Genomic DNA, 19,690 nt, shown 5'->3' with positions numbered 1-19,690 from the left:
TTAAAGCCCGGCTTCGGGCTATCCTCTTTACAAAGGAGAAGAGAGAATGAACAAGAACGTAGTTCTGAACCGCCGTACCCTACTCTGGGGTACCGGCATCCTGGGAACCACTGGCCTGCTCACTGCCTGTGGTGGTTCTGGTGGCAACACCACTAGCGCAGCATCTGCCAGCATGGCGGCAGCCGGTGATGAGGTCAAGGTCGAAATCAATGAGCAGGATGTGGCTAACCTGCAGACTGGCGGTGTGCTGAACCTGCCCGTTAGTTCACTGGGGCCTGACTTCAACATCACCTCCCAGAATGGTAACTCAGCAGATAACAGCTTCGTTCTCTCAACCTTCCACACCTCGATGACCAGCGGCATCTGGCAGTCAGATTTTGAAGGTAACCCCAGCGTTAACCCCGACTTCTGTGAATCCTATGAGTCAGAAACCGTCGATGGCGTACAGACCATTCGTGTGAAGCTCAACCCCAACGCTAAGTTCAACGATGGCACCCCCATCGATATCGAGTCTCTGCGTACCTCATGGAACGTCTTCAAGTCCACCGAGGGTGACTACAACATTGTTACCTCGGGGATGTACGAGTTCGTTGAGTCAATTGAGGAGGATGGCGATGCCTTCTCCGCAGTTGTGACTATGTCGCAGCCCTACTACCCGGCTGAAAGCCTCTTTGGTACCCTGCTTCACCCTGCCATGGCAGATGCCGAGGTCTTCAATGAAGGTTGGGCCGATAACCCCAACCCGGACTACGGCGTTGGCCCCTTCAAGCTGGAAGAGTGGAACTCAGCAGAAAAGCGTCTTTCTGTTGTGCCCAACGAGGGCTGGTGGGGCACCAAGCCCCTGCTGGAGCGTATTACCTTCCGCCAGATGGAGGCTACTGCGGCCCGAGCAGCTTTCCGCAACGGCGAGATCGATGCCGTGGGTGCCCGCACCTTGGCTGCTTATAAGGACGTTGAAGGCACCGCTGATGCCGAGCCCCGCCGCTCCCTGCGTCTCTTCTCCGGCGGTCTGAACCTCAACCCCGCCCGTATTCAGGATATCGCCCTGCGCCGCGCTATCTTTGCAGGTACCGACCGCAAGGCACTTTCAGATATCCGCTTCCAGGGTCTGAACTGGACCGAAGAGACTCCGGGCTCTATGCTCCTGCTGCCCAACTCTGAGTACTACCAGGACAACTACCCTGAAGAGCGCGGTGTCGAGGCCGCCCAGAAGATTCTGGAAGATGCTGGCTATACCAAGAATGGCGATTACTACGCTAAGGACGGCACAAACGCTAGCTTCCGCGTGACCAACTTCGGTGATGACCCCGGGTCAGCTGCTTTGGCTCAGACCATGGTTGAACAGATGAAGGCCATCGGTATCGAGTGCTCCATCGACCAGCAGCCCGATGCAAACTTTGCATCGGTTGTGGGCAACATGGAATACGACATGACCTTCTCGGGCTTCTCCGTCGGTTCAGATGCAACCACAGCAACCCGCCAGTTCTACCACTCATCCAACCTTGACGGTGCTGCTGGCTCCGAGGAAATCGACGCCATGATTGCCGAGATGGAAAAGATTGAGGACGACGCTGAACGTAACGCTAAGTGCAACGAAATCGAAAAGAAATTCATGGCTGAGTTTGCAACTCTTGGCACTGTCTTCAACGGCCCCGATATCTACTACTGCAAGACCAAGCTGGCCAACTACGGAGCTGCTATGTTTGGTGGCCCCTCTGCGAACCCGCACCTCTGGGCTCGTGTGGGCTGGATGAAGGACTAGTCTTCGTAGTAACGGTCCTAGACCAATAGATAAGAACTGATAGCTTGCCCCACCACCTTTTCAAAGGTGGTGGGGCAAGATTTTTATATCCGCTCCAAAATATTAGTGATTTTAGGCTCTTGTCTGGGGAACTGTCATGCAAAAACTGAGCAAATTAGAAATATTTAGATATTCTAATCTAATTCTGATAGAAATGCTCAGCGCTTGTCGTGCCATTATGTGAAATGTAGGTTGAAGAAACGTTTCTATGGCATGAGTTGCCTGCTAGGGTAGTCTCAATCACACAAAAGGTGTGGCGAACATTAAGTTCTGCTTATCTAAGGATGGCATCATGACTGCTCGTATTAACCTCAACCGCAGGTCCTTCTTCCTGGTTTCCGGCCTAGCTGGCATGACCGGCCTACTCGCAGCCTGCGGCGGTAACAGCAATACATCAAGTGCCGAAACTGGCTCAGCCCTTACCAGCGGCGACGACATTTCAAAGCTCGTCGCCATCAACGAACGCGACCGCGCAGACCTGCAGACCGGCGGCGTCCTTAACCTCGCCGTATCCACCCTGGGCCCCAACTTTAACGTAGCCACCCAAACCGGCTACACCACCAGTAACCTCAACGTCATGGCAGCTGTTAACACCGCCACCGTTAGCGGCCTCTGGAAGACCAATGCTCTCGGCGAATACAGCGTCAACACCGACTACTGCACCTCTTACGAAGCTAGCGAAACTGACGGCGTACAGACCATTTCCATCAAGCTCAACCCCGAGGCGAAATTTAATGACGGTACCCCCGTGGACGTCAAGGCCCTGCAGGTTACCCACAAGACTCTCACCGAAGAGGGCTACAACATCGTAGATCCCGGCGTTTACGCTCACATCGCCTCCATCGAAGAAGATGGCGACGCTTTCTCGGTGAAAATCACCATGACCGAACCCTACTACCCCATCGAGGGTCTCTTCGGTACCGGCCTGGTACACCCCGCCATGGAGGATCCTGCAATTTTCAATGACGGCCTGCTCGATACCATCAACAACGATTACCTCTCTGGCCCCTACAAGGTCGATAACTGGGACTCTGCCCAGAAGGTTCTCACCGTTGTGCCCAACGAGAACTGGTGGGGCGAGAAGCCCCTGCTCGAGCGTATTACTTTCCGCCAGATGGAAGCCTCCGCAGCCCGTGCGGCCTTCCGCAACGGCGAAATCGATGCGGTGACCGCAAACAGCCTGACCGCCTACAACGATCTTGATGGCACCAGCGGTGCTGAGCCCCGCCGCGGCCAGAACCTGTACGCCGGTGGCCTGGTTATCAACCCTGAGCGACTCACCGATACCGCTCTGCGCCGCGCAATCTTTGCCGCTATCGACCGCCAGGCCATTGCAGCCGTCCGCTTCAACGGCCTGAACTGGACCGAAGAAGTACCCGGCTCCATGATGCTCATGCCCTTCGCCACCGACTACCAGGACAACTACCCGGCAGAAACCGGCGTAGAAGCAGCCAAGAAGATCCTGACCGATGCAGGGTACAGCGAAAACGGTGAATACCTGGCTAACTCAAGTGGTAACGCAAAGTTTGCCATCACCACCTTTGGTGATGACCCGGTAGCGTCAGCCACTGCCCAGACCATTGTGCAGCAGATGAAGGCCGCCGACATCGAATGCACTATCGATAACCAGCCCGACGCAAACTTCTCCACCGTCATCGGTAACAAGGAATACGACGTGACCTTCTCCGGCTACGGCATCCTGGGTGAAGACGCCTCAGGTTCAGCAGAGTACTTCTACCACTCAGCCACCTACAACGGCATCGGCACCGACGAAATTGATGAGATGTGCGAACGCCTGCGTACCATCGAATCAATGGAAGAGCGCAACGCCCTATCCAACGAAATTGAGAAGAAGCATATGGCTGAGGTTGCCACCATGATTCCCATCATCAACGGCCCCGAAATCTGGTTCTGTAAGACCAACCTGGCCAACTATGGTGCCTTCCTCTTTGCGCGCCCCTACGCCAACCCGTCCGCCTACATTAACGCAGGCTGGGTCAAGGAGTAATCCCACCTCTGAATTCAACTTTTTCGCCGGTTTTCTACGGTTTAGCCGTGGAAAACCGGCGAAAGTGTCGAAACAGGGATTCTGACTCTCAACCGCGCAAACCCGGCGGCCCCTTGCCTATATACGTTATTCTTAATAGCTGATTCTTAAATTTGTTAGCGGGCTCCTTTAAGCCCGCGACGCCCATCCAGCCACGAAAGTAGTGCACAGCCCGTGTTTAATTCACTCTCAGACCGGTTGACAGCAACCTTCAAAAACCTGCGCGGCAAAGGCAAGCTGACTGAAGCAGATATCGACGCTACAGTTCGCGAGATTCGCCGTGCCCTGCTGGATGCCGACGTGGCCGTCCCCGTCGTCCGCGAATTTACCTCCCACATCAAGGAACGCGCCCTGGGTGCCGAGGTCTCCGAAGCCCTGAACCCCTCCCAGCAGATCGTCAAGATCGTTAACGAAGAGCTGGTCAACATTCTGGGTGGCCAGACCCGCCGTATCAACATGGCCAAGACCGGCCCCACCATCATCATGCTGGCCGGTCTGCAGGGCGCCGGTAAGACCACCCTGGCCGGTAAGCTTTCCCACTGGCTCAAGAAGCAGGGCCACACCCCTATGCTGGTTGCCTCTGACCTGCAGCGCCCCAACGCTGTTAACCAGCTCAAGGTGGTGGGTGAGCGCGCTGGCGTGCCCGTCTACGCCCCGCACCCCGGCGTCACCAGCGAATTCGACGTACCCACCGGCGACCCGGTGCAGGTAGCCCGCGACGGTGTAGCTGAGGCCCGCGCCAAGCTGCACGATGTAGTTATTGTCGATACCGCAGGCCGCCTGGGTGTTGACGCCGAGCTCATGCAGCAGGCCCGCGACATCCGTGACGCTATTGAACCTAACGAAGTTCTCTTCGTCATCGACGCCATGATCGGTCAGGACGCCGTCAACACCGCTAACGCCTTTAACGAGGGCGTCGACTTTACCGGCGTTGTGCTCTCTAAGCTGGACGGTGACGCCCGCGGTGGTGCCGCCCTGTCGGTTGCTTCGGTAACCGGCAAGCCCATCATGTTCGCCTCAACCGGTGAAAACGTCACCGACTTTGAGCAGTTCCACCCCGACCGCATGGCCAGCCGTATTCTCGACATGGGTGACGTGCTCACCCTGATTGAGCAGGCCGAGCAGACCTGGGACAAGGCCGAAGCTGACCGCATGGCCAAGAAGTTCGTTGACCAGGAAGACTTCACTTTTGAAGACTTCCTGGCCCAGATGCAGCAGATTCGCAAGATGGGCTCCATGAAGAAGCTGCTCATGATGATGCCGGGTGCAGCCCAGATTCGTCAGCAGCTGGAGAACTTTGACGAGAAGGAAATTGACCGCGTCGAGGCTATTGTTCGCTCCATGACCCCGCACGAGCGCGTGGCTCCCAAGATTATTAACGGATCCCGTCGTGCCCGTATTGCTAAGGGTGCCGGTGTGACCGTTTCTGAGGTCAACATGCTCATGGAGCGTTTTGCCCAGGCCCAGAAGATGATGAAGAAGCTGGCTAGCGGCAACATGGCAGGTATGCCCGGTGGCATGCAGATGCCCGGTATGGCTGCTGCCGGCGGTGCCGCTCGCAAGAACAAGGGCAAGGGTAAGGGCAAGCAGAAGGCTCGTTCCGGCAACCCTGCCAAGCGCGCCCAGCAGGAGCAGGCAGCTGCGGCTAAGCAGCAGGCTGCTCTGGGGTCAGCTTTCGGCCAACAGGCCCAGGACGTCAAGCCCGAGGACCTGAACCTGCCCAAGGGCTTTGAGAAGTTCCTCAAGTAAACCTGCTCTAGGGGCGGGGGTAAGCGGTCAGCTTCCCCCGCCCCTTTAGTTGTTAAGGACGCAAGGCGGGCGGGGAAGTTCTGCTGAGAGAGTGCAAGGGCCCCTCTACCTTTCACGCTGTGATTTGGCGCGGTACATTGGGTGTAGTAACCGCCAGCCGAGAAGGAGCAGTGCCGTGGTTGATTCTTATCTTCCTGAAGAAGAGCTGAAGGCCTTTATCGCAACCCTACCTACCCGTCGTCTGGCAGCCGGTGCCCTGATTCGAAATGATGAGGGGAAGATGCTGGTGGTCAAGCCTAACTATAAGGATGGCTGGACTATTCCGGGCGGTACCGTAGAGGCTGGCGAAGCCCCGCAGGCCGGTTGCTTCCGTGAGGTAGCTGAAGAAGTTGGTCTTGACCTAGAACCGGGCCGCCTGCTGGTAATTTTTCACGGGCTTCAGATGGGTATCTGGGGCGACTCTACCTACTACATTTATGATGCTGGCGTGCTACCTGCGACCGCGACGATTACCCTGCAGGAGGAAGAGCTCACCGGCTATGAGTGGGTTGCTCCTGAAGATTTAGATGATTATTTTGGGCCCCGTCACGCCCACCGTCTGCGACAGGCTTTCCGCGCTGTGCAGACCGGCGCCGTGTATGAGTTCTCTAGCGAAAGACCTGCCAGCTAGATTTTTTCTTCCCCTGTAGCCCGGGTAGAGCTCTGCCCTTTTGATGTAGCCTTGATTAGGATTTTAAGCATATGACTGATTCACAGCGTGAACCTGCCCAGCAGAATACCTCCCGGGGGCAGGTCGTGGGTTCTGATGTACTGTGGGTGCGTCTACGCATTGACCGTGCGCAGCCAGGGGCGGACTGGCGTGAACTGATTTCAGCTACAACCGGCGGCGAAGCGGAAACCCCTCAGCTTGCGGACGCCGGTGACCAGACGTCCTTACCCTCTGACGTTGAGCAGCAGGTCAGAGACCAGCTAGAGAGCATTATCGGCATGATTCGGGAGCAGGCTCAGGCCCCAGCTCAGAGTTATGAGTACACCGATGATGAGCTCAAGAGCGTTGAAGAGCTCGCTGCCGACCCCGATAAGTTCGATGACCTGATTCAGCAGATTATGCAGGCAGAACAGGGGAGCGAAGAGGTCCTGGCAGAGCCTGACCAGGTGCCTACTGAGGTTACCGCAGAGGAACTTCAGGCGCTGACCGGCGACCCCACCCCAGAGGCTCTGGCCGCGATGGAAGAGCTGAACTGGGAGATTACCCCTCAGCTAGCGGGCTATTTAGAGTCGGTGGCAACGGTGACGGCCCTTGAGACGGACGGACGCCGCGCCCAGCTCTTCGTGCTGTGCGAGCGGGTGCCGGGGCAGGCGTCCTTGCGCACCGTAGAGACCGACAGCACCGGGGTGCTGTTGCCCGGTGTGCCCCTGAACGAGTTTCTGAATCAGCTGGACGCCCTCTTCCCGGGTGCCGCTGACCTTCTGCCCCAAAAGCCGGGGGAGGACTACCACCTGGCGTCCTTTTCCCAGGGCACCGATTCCCTGAGCCTTGACCCGCACGGGGTGAGCGCTGCGCTGGTGGAACTGTCGATGGCTGATCTTGCCACCTACATGCAGCCTGAGCTCATGGCCGGTGAGGTCGAGGCGGCGCCTGCCGATAAGGGCTGGTCGCTGCTCACCGCCGACCCTTGCACCCTGGCCAACCTGCTTGAAGCTATGAACGTGCCCTCGATTGTGGCTGAGCAGACCCTCTTCGGTCAGAACCTGACCTTCGTGCTCCCGGCCGATTCCACCGGTCCCGAAACCAGTAGCGTTACCGACTGGGTTAACCAGGTCATGGGTACACCCGATTCCGGTCTGGTGGGTTCTGTGCTCACCTTTAGCTGGTCACCCTACACTAAGATTGGTTCGTCTCTGGAACGCCCCTCCAGCGAAGTGGGCAACCTGGCCTGGAGTCTGCCGGGCCTACTCCCGGCACCGTTCAGGGAGCTAGCCGCCCGTGACCAGCTCGAACAGCTCATCTGGCTCTACGGGCTCGATGAGCAAACCGCTAACCGCCTGACCAACTACGTGCTGGACTGTGAAAGTTCCGACGGGCTGGAATCCACTATCCATGCCCTCGAACTGCCCGAAGAATTACTGAAGGTGCTCACCGGGGCTGTGCACCTTGACGAGTTTGTGGGCTACCGAAAATTCGCCCCCGATATGAACGGGCTGGAGCGCTTCAAGGAGAGCGTCACCGCCTACCCCAACGGCACCGATACACTCAGCACCGTGAGCCGGGAAATTAGGGAACGCCCCTGGCTTATCACAGCGGACGCCACCGCCCAGCTCGGTGCCTCCGGCGCCCTGGCCCTGTGGGCAGCCCGGCGCGTGGCGCAGGGGCGTTCACCCCGCGCGGCCCTCATCGCAGCAGCCACCCTCGGGGCTACCGGCGCAGCCGAACTGGTCATCGCGCGGGTCTACCACCGCCTGCAGGCAGCCGAGAAACTGCCCACGGTCGAACACCATCGGGTGCGGCCCCTCTCACTGACTGAAGAGCTCCGGGCCCAGGCCCAGCAGCAGGCAGAAGAAACCTCCGAGCCGCAGACCCCCAAGGTCGTCCGCAACGCCCAGAAGCTCGGCCGCCAGGCAGGGCAGCTTGCCCGGCAGCAGCTGGGGCGGTTCTTCGGCGCTCGCGACTAAGAGCCCGGCTCCTTCCGCCTCGCGGGGGAGCCGCCAGCGCCCCGGTCTTGATACAGTGGGCAGGTGAACACAGTCGCTCGTTTTTCCTTCTCACAGATAGACCCCGACTGGGAGCGCCCCACCCCGCCGGCGGCGTCCTTGCGCCGGGACGTGCTGGTCTGGCTCGTGGTGCTTGCCGCAACCCTGCTACTGAACGCCGCCTACCATTCCGCGGGGTTTCTGGGGGACGACGCCCAGCAGGTTCACTACTCCTACTGGGCCGCTGCGGCGATGACGCTGCCGCTGATTTTCCGCCGCGTCTACCCGCTGAGCATGATGCTTCTAGCCACCGCGCTTTTCTTTGCTCTGAGCTATGTGTCTGAAATAGCGCCCGCTACCCTGAGCTATCAGCTCTGCTACTTTGCGGTGCTCTATGCCGGTATCGCCTGGGGCAAGAACCGCACGATGACCTGGATTGTCTACGCCTTGGTCTGCACCGCCGCCCTCATCTGGATTGTGCTTGCCTGGGTCGTGACCGACTCGGCCTACAGTATGGCGGGCGTTGAAGAGTACTCCGGCGGGCCTTTTAGCCAGGCGACCGCCGGCTATGTGATGGCTTTCGTCACGAATCTTTTCTACTACGGGTGCGCAGCCCTGATGGGGCGCACGGCCTGGAACCAGGCCTACCAGCGGACCGTCCTTGCGGCCCAGGCCCAGCAGCTAGAGCGGCAGGCTGAGCAGATGGCCCAGGACGCCGTGACCCGCGACCGACTGCGCATCGCCAGAGAACTCCACGACTCGGTGGGCCACCACGTCTCGTCCATGGGGATTCAGGCGGCAGCAGCCCGCCGGGCCCTGAGTAAGAAACCTGAACTGGCAGCAGAGCCCCTGGCCAACATTGAAAAGCTGGCTCGCTCGTCGGTCTCTGAAATGAAGAACCTGATTCGAGTCATGCGTGCCGCCGGGGAAGCGGAGCACGGCGGCGGTTCGGTGAAAGAACCCCAGGTCGCTGAAATTTTTGACCTGGTAGAGCACATGAGCTCGGTCGGCGTCCAGACCCGGCTGCAGGTAGGGGAGCAGGACCTTGACCGCCTGACCCACCTTCACCAGGGAACCCAGCTGTCCATCTACCGCATGGCTCAAGAAGCCCTGACCAACGTGCGCAAACATTCAGCTGCCCAGAATGCGGTGCTGGCCCTGCGTACCGGCGGCAGCTTTGGAGCCCACTGGGCAGAATTAGAGGTCACCGACGACGGCCCTGCCACCGGCCCAGAGCGGGGAGAAGGCCAAGAATACATACCCGATCCCAGCCGCCACGGCTACGGTCTACAGGGTATCCGGGAACGAGCCGTTGCCCTGGGGGGTACCTGCTGGATCGGACGCCGCAGCGGTGCGGACGGCTGGAAGGTACAGGTACGCTTCCCCATAGACATTGACGAAACCCACGACCCCCACGCCTCTAGGAGCACCTCATGACCCTCAAAGTACTGTTAGCTGACGACCAAGACATGGTGAGGTCAGGTTTCGCCCTCATTCTCTCAATGGAGGACGACATCGAGGTGGTCGGCCAGGCCCGCAACGGGGCTGAGGCTCTCAATCTTGCCGAAGCCACCCGCCCCGATGTGGTTCTCATGGATGTTCAAATGCCCGTGATGGACGGAATCACCGCCACAGCCGCCCTCACCGAGAAGCTGCCGGGCACGTCCGTCCTAATCCTCACCACCTTTGACCGCGAAGACTACCTCTTCTCATCCCTACAGGCCGGGGCCAGCGGTTTCCTGCTCAAAACTTCAGACGCTGATGAGCTGGTTGCTGCTATCCGTAAGGTTGCCGGGGGTCTTGCTCTGCTCTCACCCGAAATGACCCTGCCGCTCATCGCCCGTTTTGTGGAGCAGACTAAGGGGCAGGACGCCGCCACCCCGGCAGGAAGCATCGGGCAGGGACAGGCTGGGGGAGCACTAGCCAACAGTGACCTGAGCCCCGACGATGCCTTTGCTCTTGCAGCCCTGACTCCGCGCGAGAAAGAGACCCTGGAACTGCTCGCCCAGGGGCTGACCAACGCGGAAATTGCAGAAAAACTTTTTCTGGGAGCTGCAACCGTCAAAACTCACGTTTCTAACATCCTGGCTAAGACTCACAGCCGTGACCGGGTTGGCGCCGTAATTTTTGCCCACCGGGTAGGGCTAGCTGGCTAATTCCGTCTGTTGGCACCCCGAAAGAACTCCCCCGTGAAGCTCCGCCCCACGGGGGAGTTCTTCTCTGCGTGGACTTTCTAGACTTGGGGGTACAAGCAAGCCACAGGAAGTGCCCTTATGAACGACCGTACGATAGAAGTCCGCGACCTCACCAAGGTCTACGGCAGCGGCCCCACCGCCACAGCCGCCGTAGAAAAGGTGAGCTTTACCGTTGAACCCGGCTCCATGACCGGTTTTCTTGGCGCAAACGGTGCTGGTAAGACCACCACCATGCGCATGATTATGGGTCTGCTCGAACCGACTGCCGGGCAGGTACTGTACGGCGGGCGTGCCATCACCGCCGAAGACCGCGCAAACTTTGGCTACATGCCCGAAGAACGCGGCCTTTACCCCAAACAGGCTATCTTGGCCCAGCTGGTTTACCTGGGGCAGTTGCGCGGCATGAGCGCTAGCACCGCCCGGTCCGTTGCCACCGAGCACCTGACTGAACTGGGGCTGGGAGAACGTCTGAACGACAAACTTGAATCCCTCTCCCTGGGCAACCAACAGCGGGTACAGATTGTAGCCTCAATCCTGCACCAGCCCACCGCCCTGATTCTCGATGAGCCCTTCTCCGGCCTGGACCCCAGAGCCGTAGATACCATGGTTTCCATGATGCGGGAGCTCATGCGCACCGGCGTCCCCATCCTCTTCTCATCCCACCAGCTCGACCTGGTCGACCGCCTCTGCGACCGCGTCGTCATTCTGCATGGAGGCACCGTGCGAGCCGCAGGTAGCGCCACCGAACTCAGAGAATCAGGCACCCCTCGCTACCTCTACCGGGGCGGGGCCGATGCCGCCTGGCTGCGCGAACTCCCCGGGGTCAGAGTCCTTGATGTATCTGGCACCGACGCCGTCCTCGAACTGGCCCCCGGTGCTGACCTCCCCAGCGTCCGTCACCAGATTTTCAGCAGCGGTCTGGAACACGATATACAGGAGTTCTCCCGCCAGCTTCCCACCCTCGGCGACATCTACCGAAAGGTCACCGGCCAATGAGCACCACACCAGCACAGCGCACTTCAAGAGCCAAGAACGCCTGGCAGATTGTTGCCACCCGCGAAATCATGGTCAAGTTGCGCGATAAATCCTTTATCGGGGGCACCATCTTCTCCCTGGTCATCATCCTGGCCGCAATCCTCATCCCCTACTTTGTTAGCTCCGGTTCTACCGACTACACCGTAGCAACCAGCGACGACCGGGCAAGCTCCCTGGTCACCGCAGCCGAGGCAGCGAGCGACGACGAAACCAGCTATACCGCCACCCAGGTTGACAGCGCGGACGCCGCCCGCACCCTCGTAGCAGACGGGGACGCGGACGCCTACCTAGCCCCCACCGAAGAAGGCTGGGAACTCATTTTCGACTCATCTCCTGACAACAGCCTGGTCACCGAACTGAGCGCCGTCATCACCTCAACCATCACCGCCGAAAACGCTGCCCATGCAGGCGTTGACCTGCAAGCCCTGGCCGCAGGCACCCAGGTGAGCACCAGCGTCCTCTCCGGCAACAGCAATGCAGGGCTGGCCTTCCTTATTGCCATGGTCTTCGCCATGATTTTCTACATGACCACCGTGCTCTTCGGCGTAGCCATCGCCAACTCCGTGGTCGAAGAAAAACAAAACCGCATCGTCGAAATCATCGCTACCGCCATACCGCTCGGCCAACTTCTCGCCGGAAAAATCGTGGGCAACATCGTGCTCGCCATCCTGCAAGTAGCCATCTACGCAGTCGCAGGCCTCATCGGCATGCAAATCACAGGAAGTGCCTCAGAATTCGGCTGGATTCTACCCTCAGCCGGCTGGTTCGCCCTGTTCTACGTCGTTGGCTTCGCAGCTATCGCCACCATCTGGGCCGCAGTCGGTGCCATGGCAGCTCGCACCGAAGACATCGCCAACCTCTCCAACCCCATCACCATGGTGCTCATCGCCGCCCTCTTCGCCGGTATCTACGTCTCAGGAACCTGGCTCAAAGTCGTCTCCTTCGTGCCTGTCCTATCTTCCATCGCCATGCCCCGCCGCCTACTCACCGAAGACGTAGCCCTCTGGGAGCCCCTACTCGCCCTTGCCCTCACCCTGGCAGTAGCAGCCCTCCTCACCCGGCTCGGCGCCCGCATCTACCGCGCCAACATTATGCGCGGTGGAACCTCGGTGAGCTGGAAGCAGGCGCTGAGGAAATAATACGGTCAGCTTGCTCACAACACGCTCACTCCATAGAGCGTAACCCTAGATTAAGCGGGGCGGAGCTGGCATACTTGACGGGTACTCGATTTTTCCCGGCCCCTCTCATCCGGGAGAAATTGTGTCCGCAGAGGTCTTGACGAAGCCCGCCCCACGAGCTGACCCCTGACCTCGAACAGTTATAGAAAACAGGAGAAACCACTACAGTGGCTGTTAAAATTCGTCTGAAGCGTTTCGGTAAAATCCGCGATCCCCGCTACCGTGTTGTAGTAGCTGACTCACGCACCAAGCGTGACGGTAAGGCTATCGAGGAAATCGGCATTTACCACCCGACCGAGAACCCCTCACGCATCGAGATCAACTCAGAGCGTGCCCAGTACTGGCTGTCAGTTGGCGCCCAGCCCACCGAGCAGGTAGCTGCTCTGCTGAAACTGACCGGCGACCTGGCTGCTGCCAAGGGCGAAAAGGCTGAGTCAACCGTTAAGCCCGTTGACGCCAAGCCCGAGTTCGTTGTTCCCGAAAAGGGTTCGGTCATCCTTCCCGAGGCAATCACCCCCAAGGGCGAGGACAAGGCTGAAGAAGCTCCCGCAGAAGAGGCTGCTGAAGAAGCAGCTTCTGAGGAAGCAGCTGAGTAATCATGTTGGCTGACGCTCTCGAACACCTCGTTCGGGGTATCGTCGACAACCCAGACGACGTCCAGGTGCGCGCCAAAACCGGCCGCCGGGGCGAAACCCTGGAGGTTCGCGTGAACCCTGATGACCTTGGCCGCGTGATTGGCCGCTCCGGCCGCACCGCCAAGAGCATCCGCACCGTGGTCAACGCCATCAACGACGGCGACCACGTGCGCGTAGACGTCATCGACACCGACCGACGACGCTAACTGAATACTTCTCAAGAAGCCCCTACCGCTTATCAGCTGTAGGGGCTTTCTTGTACCTACCCACCGGCGTCCGCGTCCTTGGTGCCCTTGCCATACCTCCTGCTGGCCTGGGCCTCAGAACCCCCATTGCCTCCAAGTAACCTGCGTTCTAAAATAATGAGTGAGAAAGAAAACGGGTAAAGGGGAATAAGCTACAGGAAGCTTCCCATGACTTTCGACCCTACTAAAGTGCCTCGAAAGCACTACACACGCTCAGCCTTCAAACACGGCTATACCGAAGCTGAGATATGGAACGCAATCATCCATGCGCAATGGATGTATCGCGAATACGACATTAGCAAGGAACCAATCTACCGCTATATTGGGCACCCCGACCCCTACACACGAGACCTTATCGAAGTTCTCGTCAAACCAATTCAGAACGACACCATCATGGTAATTTTCCATGCTATGAGAACAGGAGAGAGGGCCAATAATGACCAGCACCTCCGCTGAAAACATGCTCCTTCATAACGAAGAATACTGGGAGCTACTCTCCCACGCTGCTGAGCTCGGGCTCAACACCCCGCGTGAAGAAGAACCCCTTACCGGCAAAGCGGCCCAACTTCACGCTGCAGCTACCTTCGGTATAGAAGCAACAGCACACAACACCCCTTCAAACTAACTACACAAGCCCCGGGCTAGCATCTCGCTGGTACGGGGCTTTTATCTACCCACCGGCGTCCGCAAAACCCGGTAAAGTTAGACCCAAACCCCACACCACCTTTACCCCCAAGGAGATACGCGTGCAGGTACAGGTCGCCCGCATCGGCAAACCCCACGGCATCCGCGGCGAAGTCACCGTCCAGCTCTTCACCGACGCCCCCGAAGAACGCTTCGCTCCCGGGGCTGTGCTCGACATCGAAAACTTCAACCCCGCAAGCCCCGCAGGCACCATCGCCCCCGCAGGCACCCTCACCGTCAAAAAATCCCGCTGGAACAAAAAAATCCTGGTCGTAGCCTTCGAAGAAGTCACCAACCGCAACCAGGCCGAAGAACTCCGCGACACCCGCCTCACCTTCGACTCCTCCGCAGAAACCGACACCGACAGCGACGACGAAGGCTACTACGAGCACGAACTGCTCGACCTGCCCGTCTACCTGGCCGCCGACATCAAGGACGGCTACCTACCCGAAGAGCCCATCGCCATCGTCACCGGCCTGCAGACCATGCCTACCCAGGATCTGCTGATTCTCGAAAACACCGCAGACGGTGAAGAGGTCATGATCCCCTTCGTCGAAGAACTCATCCCCGCTATCGACACCGAAGAGGGCTACATCATCATCAACCCACCCGCCGGCCTGCTCGAACTCAACAGCAACGATGAAGAAGCAGAACCCGAGACCGAGAGTGAGCACAACTAACGCTCATGCGCTTTGACGTCATCACCATCTTCCCCGAATACCTGGCCCCGCTAGAGCTCTCCCTCATGGGCAAAGCCCGCGAATCGGGCAAGGTTGACCTGCACCTGACCAACCTGCGTGACTTCGCCTTCGACCGGCACAAGACCGTCGACGATACCCCCTACGGCGGGGGAGCTGGCATGGTTATGAAACCCGAGCCCTGGGGCCTTGCCCTGGATCAGGCACTTGCCGCCTCACCGGCGTCCGCGCGGGCGGACGGGAGCAAACCCCTGCTCATCGTGCCCTCACCTGCCGGCACTGTCTTCAACCAGCAGCTGGCCTACGACCTGGCAGAAGAAGAGCACATCGTGTTCGCCCCGGCCCGCTACGAAGGCATTGACGAGCGTGTACTGGACTGGGCTGAGCAGGAATTTAGGGTGCTGCCCGTATCCATCGGCGACTACGTGCTCTACGGGGGCGAAGTGGCCGTGATGGTGATGATTGAGGCCATTACCCGCCTGATTCCCGGTGCCATGGGCAACCCCGAGTCCCTGGCCGAAGAGTCCCACACCGGCGGGCTGCTGGAGTACCCGGTCTACACCAAGCCCGCTACTTGGCGAAATCAGCAGGTGCCGCCCGTCCTGCTCTCTGGCAACCACGGTGCTATCGCCCGCTGGCGCCGCGACGAGCAGATTAAGCGCACCTTTGCCCGCCGCCCCGATATGGTCAAGGCCTACCCCGCAGAGAACTGGGACAAGAAAGATCGCAAGCTCTTGCAGGAGCTGCACACCGAGCAGAAAGCTGCCAAAAAAGCTGGGCGTGAGGCCGAGCTTTCGAGCGAAGGCTAATAAAGTAGGTAAGCTCACAGGCAACACGCGGACGCCCGCCCCGGCACCCCTGGTGCAGGCGGGTTTTCTGTGGGATAATTTTTCTTTGTGTTCATGCTGGGCACGCCCCTGCCGCAGGGGGAAGAGCGACCTATAACAGCGTGAACCATCGGCTCTGACCGTTCAGAGCGCGGTGAGTAAAGAATTCATCGCAGACAGCATCAGTCTGGCACCACCCGGTGACCCCTAGACACTGCCTGCGACATACACCGAATATGTTTGACCTGCGGCAGAGATATTCACGGAGAAACTCAATGCAGACTCTTGACTTCATTGATAACAAGTCACTTCGCACCGACATCCCCGAGTTCGGCCCCGGCGACACCCTGAACGTACACGTCAACATTGTTGAAGGTAACCGCAGCCGTGTCCAGGTCTTCAAGGGCTTCGTTGTTGGCCGTCAGGGCGCTGGCGTCCGCGAAACCTTCACCGTCCGCAAGGTTTCCTTCGGTGTCGGCGTAGAGCGTACCTTCCCCGTACACTCTCCCGTCATCGAAAAGATCGAGGTTGTCACCCGCGGTGACGTCCGCCGTGCAAAGCTCTACTACATGCGCGACCGTCACGGTAAGGCTGCTCGTATCCGCGAGAAGCGCGAAGCCTAAGCCATTTAGGTTTCATCAGATTTATGGAGACTGGCGTAAACGCCGACTCTTCTGAGGCAAGGCGCCAACCCTTTCTACAGGGCTGGCGCCTTGTTGCTGTCGCTGCGACCCTCGCCTTCACCGTGCTCCTGGTGGTTCGTTCCTTTTTCATTGATGTGTTCTACATACCCTCAAGTTCCATGGAACCCACCTACGAACCGGGCGACCGTATTCTAGTCTCAAAACTAGCTACCGAGCCCCAGCGTGGCGATGTGGTCGTTTTTGACGGTACCGGCTCCTTCGCCCCCTATGTGCCCGGCAGCCCCTGGGTGCGTGACCCGCTCACAACCGCGGGGCAGTGGCTCGGGTTAGTGGGTTCAGATACGGTCTACATCAAGCGCGTCATCGGGGTAGCTGGCGATACCGTCGAGTGCTGCGACCACCAGGGCTATCTTCTGATCAATGGGCAGCCTTCCGAAGAGCCCTATCTTTACCCCGGCGACAGCGCCAGCGAGGTGAGCTTTAGCGTGCAGGTACCCGAAGGACGCATGTGGGTGATGGGCGACCACCGCTCGGCGTCCGCTGACTCCAGGGCCCTCTTAGGGGCACCCGGCGGCGGTATGATCCGCACCGAGAAAATCATCGGCACCCCGGTCTTCATCGCCTGGCCGGCCCACCGCTTTGGTCAAGCTCCCAGCTAAAACCACTAAACTATCCTCTAAACACGTTCATAGCAGAAGGGTGCGGGCTCATGGAGCAGCAGAATTCAGACAGCATCGAGGCAGCGGCACAGGACGCCACCACAGCCTCGACCGACAAGCCCCGCGGCGGTAAGCGCCGCCGCGAAAACAGCGCGGTCAAAGAGTACGCCCTGATTATCCTCTACGCGGTGCTCATCGCCTTCCTGCTGAAAACCTTTGTGGTTCGCGGGTTTTACATTCCTTCTAGCTCCATGGAAGATACCCTGCAGATCAACGACCGCGTTTTTGTGAACGTGGCAGGTGGACTCTTCACCGAAGCCGAGCGCGGTGACATCGTGGTCTTCAAGGACACTCAGGGCTGGATGCCGGTCTCTACCAGCTCTAACCCCGTGCGTGATGCGCTTGCCTTTGTGGGGGTTATGCCCGATAGCTCATCAAACTACCTGGTCAAGCGCGTGATTGGCGTGGGTGGTGACCACATCGTGGGTACCGCCGATGGTCGTATTACCGTCAACGGCGTAGAAATTGACGAGACCTACCTCAAGCCAGGTGTAAGCCCCACCGAGCTTCCCTTCGACGTGATCGTTCCCCAGAACTCCTACTTCGTCATGGGCGATAACCGCTCTAACTCTGCTGACTCCCGCTACCATATTCAGACCGGCACCGAGTTCATCAACGATGCCGATGTTGTGGGCGAAGTCTTCGTCGTCGCCTGGCCCCTGTCTAGCTTCACTTTCATTGGTGGGGCTAGCGATGTCTTTGCCGACGTACCCGATACCGAGTAAGACCGTGCCAACTAAAGAAACCGCGTCCGCTGACCTGAGCGTCGAAACCGAGCTTTTTGCCTCGGGCAAGACCCTGGTGGCGGGTATGGACGAGGTGGGGCGCGGTCCGCTGGCCGGGCCGGTAACCGTTGGGGTTGCCGTGATTGAGGCGAGCGCCCAGCTCAGTATCGAGGGGCTTATCGATTCAAAGGCCCTGACCGAGAAAAAGCGGGTGGCGATGGCTCCGCAGGTGAAGCAGTGGGCCGTGACCGCAGTGGGGCACGCCAGCCCTGCTGAAATTGATGCTCTGGGTATCACCACGGCCCTGCGTTTAGCGGGGCAGCGGGCTCTTGCCCAGGTGGCTCGGGCTGGGGCCTACCCTGATGCCGTCCTCTTGGACGGCAAGCATAACTGGCTTTCTGCTCCCGAGGCTGACCTTTTTGCCGATCTTGATCCGGCAAGCGCCCTCTACCGTGGGCTGGTGGCTGAAGCCTGGGCAGGTCTGGCGGGGGAGCCAGGTGGCTGGTTCGGGCCGGTGCAGATGGAGATTAAGGGTGACTACCGCTGTGCTTCTATCGCGGCAGCTTCGGTGGTGGCTAAGGTGGAGCGCGATGCCCTCATGGACGAGCTGGACGCCTGCTACCCCGGCTACGGCTGGGCGAAAAATAAGGGCTACGGATCGGGTGCCCACCGCACCGCGGTAGAAACGATGGGGCCAACCCCCTTGCATCGGCTGAGCTGGTCGTTGCCGGCTACCGAGGCGCAAATCCAGCAGGCTATGGTGGAACGAGAGAAGGAAGAAGTATGAGCCAAGAGGATCTTGAGAGCTACGAGTCAGGTGCCCAGCTGGCCCTGTATGAAGAGTACAAGAATGTAGCTGAGCTCTTTACCTATATCGTTGAGACCGACCGCCGTTTTTACCTGGCCAACCAGGTACAGGTGACCCCGCGAACTGCTGACGGGTCTCTGTATTTTGAGGTTGAGATGCAGGACGTGTGGGTGTGGGATATTTTCCGCCAGTCTCGGTTTGTTAAGAATGTGAAGGTGTATTCGGTGCGCGATGTGAACGTTGAGGAACGCGCTGCCGCCGAAGACCTGGTCGTGCCGACCATGAGTGATTTCGACCCCGGTTCGGCCTAAAAACTAGCGTGTGAGCCCGCCTCCTTCCCGTGAGGGAAGGGGGCGGGTTTTTCGTATGCAGAGATGCGCGGACGCCCGGTGCAGCTGGCTGGGGATAAAGACGCACGGGGCGTCATAGTTGCGTCATGGCTGTACCGTTTATGAGCGCGAAGACGGGAGCTATCTGGTGCTGACCTGGTGGTATAGGGAAGGGGTGATATCCACAGCCAGCGCAGAGGTAGGTAGAACCAGACCCTGCAGGTCATGATGGGGCTAACCCTGATACTTGAAGGAGGCCCCCCATGAACCCCGCACTACAGCCATCCTCACCCCATGCGTCCTTACGGCCCAAAGAAGTGGGGCGCTGGGGTGAAGATATCGCCCTGGCAGTCTTAGAGCAACAGGGCTATACCCTCTTAGCTCGTAACTGGCGGCCTGCACGAACTGAAGAGCGGCCGCGGTGGAGCGGTGAACTTGATTTGATTATGCGCGATAGCGACCAGACCCTGGTCTTTATCGAGGTTAAAACCCGTTCTGGTGCGGGCTACGGGCACCCGCTTGAATCCATTACTGCCCGGAAATGCCAGATGCTACGACACCTGGCCTACGCCTGGTTAGCAGAAAACCGGGCTCCCTATTCCACCATGAGAGTAGACGCTATTGCCCTGTGCGGGAGCCCAATGGATTTCACCTTTGAGCATCGGCAGGCGGTGGTGTAG

The 19,690-nt window shown here is 59.1% G+C and carries 21 protein-coding genes; all 21 read left to right on the top strand.

Translation table 11 applies throughout. The features are described 5' to 3' along the window. The first annotated feature begins 46 nt into the window (after positions 1–46). The 21 genes from L6758_RS03115 (at position 47) to L6758_RS03015 (ending at position 19,690) form a co-directional block, all read left to right on the top strand. Positions 47–1,762 carry an ABC transporter family substrate-binding protein gene (locus L6758_RS03115; RefSeq protein ID WP_237194156.1) on the top strand — a complete coding sequence of 572 codons (1,716 nt, stop codon included), beginning with the start codon at positions 47–49 and terminating at the stop codon, positions 1,760–1,762. 331 nt (positions 1,763–2,093) lie between these two features. Then, positions 2,094–3,809 carry an ABC transporter family substrate-binding protein gene (locus L6758_RS03110; RefSeq protein ID WP_237205807.1) on the top strand — a complete coding sequence of 572 codons (1,716 nt, stop codon included), beginning with the start codon at positions 2,094–2,096 and terminating at the stop codon, positions 3,807–3,809. Between the two features lie 213 nt (positions 3,810–4,022). Then, positions 4,023–5,597, top strand: a complete 1,575-nt coding sequence (gene ffh / locus L6758_RS03105) for a signal recognition particle protein (RefSeq protein WP_237205806.1) — start codon at positions 4,023–4,025, stop codon at positions 5,595–5,597. A gap of 175 nt (positions 5,598–5,772) precedes the next feature. Next, positions 5,773–6,267: an NUDIX domain-containing protein gene (locus tag L6758_RS03100; RefSeq protein WP_237205805.1), complete on the top strand. Its 495-nt coding sequence runs from the start codon at positions 5,773–5,775 to the stop codon at positions 6,265–6,267. Between the two features lie 71 nt (positions 6,268–6,338). Next, complete coding sequence (locus L6758_RS03095) at positions 6,339–8,270, top strand: hypothetical protein (RefSeq protein WP_237205804.1); 1,932 nt, start codon at positions 6,339–6,341, stop codon at positions 8,268–8,270. A 63-nt stretch (positions 8,271–8,333) separates the two neighbouring features. After that, complete coding sequence (locus L6758_RS03090) at positions 8,334–9,725, top strand: sensor histidine kinase (protein ID WP_237205803.1); 1,392 nt, start codon at positions 8,334–8,336, stop codon at positions 9,723–9,725. Then, positions 9,722–10,444: a response regulator transcription factor gene (locus tag L6758_RS03085; RefSeq protein WP_237205802.1), complete on the top strand. Its 723-nt coding sequence runs from the start codon at positions 9,722–9,724 to the stop codon at positions 10,442–10,444. The genes L6758_RS03090 and L6758_RS03085 overlap by 4 nt, the downstream gene beginning before the upstream one ends. A gap of 117 nt (positions 10,445–10,561) precedes the next feature. Next, entirely contained in the window at positions 10,562–11,479 is a 918-nt protein-coding gene (locus tag L6758_RS03080; RefSeq protein ID WP_237186093.1) for an ABC transporter ATP-binding protein, read from the top strand. Then, a complete protein-coding gene (locus tag L6758_RS03075; RefSeq protein ID WP_237205801.1) occupies positions 11,476–12,657 on the top strand; it encodes an ABC transporter permease in 1,182 nt (393 codons plus the stop codon). Before L6758_RS03080 ends, L6758_RS03075 begins: the two co-directional genes overlap by 4 nt. 206 nt (positions 12,658–12,863) lie before the next feature. Continuing rightward, the gene (gene rpsP / locus L6758_RS03070) at positions 12,864–13,292 is read left to right on the top strand and encodes a 30S ribosomal protein S16 (RefSeq protein WP_185174544.1); all 429 of its coding nucleotides are present in this window, start codon (positions 12,864–12,866) and stop codon (positions 13,290–13,292) included. A gap of 2 nt (positions 13,293–13,294) precedes the next feature. Next, positions 13,295–13,537 (top strand): RNA-binding protein, encoded by a 243-nt coding sequence (locus tag L6758_RS03065; RefSeq protein WP_135011094.1) that lies wholly within the window; start codon positions 13,295–13,297, stop codon positions 13,535–13,537. A 207-nt stretch (positions 13,538–13,744) separates the two neighbouring features. Beyond that, the gene (locus L6758_RS03060; RefSeq protein ID WP_237194132.1) at positions 13,745–14,032 is read left to right on the top strand and encodes a hypothetical protein; all 288 of its coding nucleotides are present in this window, start codon (positions 13,745–13,747) and stop codon (positions 14,030–14,032) included. After that, positions 14,013–14,201, top strand: a complete 189-nt coding sequence (locus L6758_RS03055) for a hypothetical protein (RefSeq protein WP_237194130.1) — start codon at positions 14,013–14,015, stop codon at positions 14,199–14,201. Before L6758_RS03060 ends, L6758_RS03055 begins: the two co-directional genes overlap by 20 nt. A gap of 121 nt (positions 14,202–14,322) precedes the next feature. Next, on the top strand, positions 14,323–14,940 hold the full coding sequence (gene rimM, locus L6758_RS03050; RefSeq protein WP_237205800.1) for a ribosome maturation factor RimM: 618 nt from the start codon (positions 14,323–14,325) through the stop codon (positions 14,938–14,940). Between the two features lie 5 nt (positions 14,941–14,945). After that, positions 14,946–15,767, top strand: a complete 822-nt coding sequence (gene trmD / locus L6758_RS03045) for a tRNA (guanosine(37)-N1)-methyltransferase TrmD (protein ID WP_237205799.1) — start codon at positions 14,946–14,948, stop codon at positions 15,765–15,767. Positions 15,768–16,060: 293 nt separating this feature from the next. Further along, entirely contained in the window at positions 16,061–16,408 is a 348-nt protein-coding gene (rplS, locus tag L6758_RS03040) for a 50S ribosomal protein L19 (protein WP_135011098.1), read from the top strand. Between the two features lie 23 nt (positions 16,409–16,431). Next, positions 16,432–17,088, top strand: a complete 657-nt coding sequence (gene lepB, locus L6758_RS03035; protein WP_237205798.1) for a signal peptidase I — start codon at positions 16,432–16,434, stop codon at positions 17,086–17,088. Positions 17,089–17,138: 50 nt separating this feature from the next. After that, positions 17,139–17,873, top strand: a complete 735-nt coding sequence (lepB, locus tag L6758_RS03030; RefSeq protein WP_237186101.1) for a signal peptidase I — start codon at positions 17,139–17,141, stop codon at positions 17,871–17,873. 4 nt (positions 17,874–17,877) lie between these two features. After that, complete coding sequence (locus tag L6758_RS03025; protein ID WP_237205797.1) at positions 17,878–18,660, top strand: ribonuclease HII; 783 nt, start codon at positions 17,878–17,880, stop codon at positions 18,658–18,660. Next, the gene (locus L6758_RS03020) at positions 18,657–18,992 is read left to right on the top strand and encodes a DUF2469 family protein (protein WP_185174550.1); all 336 of its coding nucleotides are present in this window, start codon (positions 18,657–18,659) and stop codon (positions 18,990–18,992) included. The genes L6758_RS03025 and L6758_RS03020 overlap by 4 nt, the downstream gene beginning before the upstream one ends. Positions 18,993–19,273: 281 nt before the next feature. Then, a complete protein-coding gene (locus L6758_RS03015) occupies positions 19,274–19,690 on the top strand; it encodes a YraN family protein (RefSeq protein ID WP_237194114.1) in 417 nt (138 codons plus the stop codon).

This window comes from Rothia nasimurium (assembly GCF_928382285.1).
Lineage (GTDB): Bacteria > Actinomycetota > Actinomycetes > Actinomycetales > Micrococcaceae > Rothia > Rothia nasimurium_E.
Note: the sequence above shows the minus strand (reverse complement) of the source record. Positions and strands in the feature narration are given on the sequence as shown.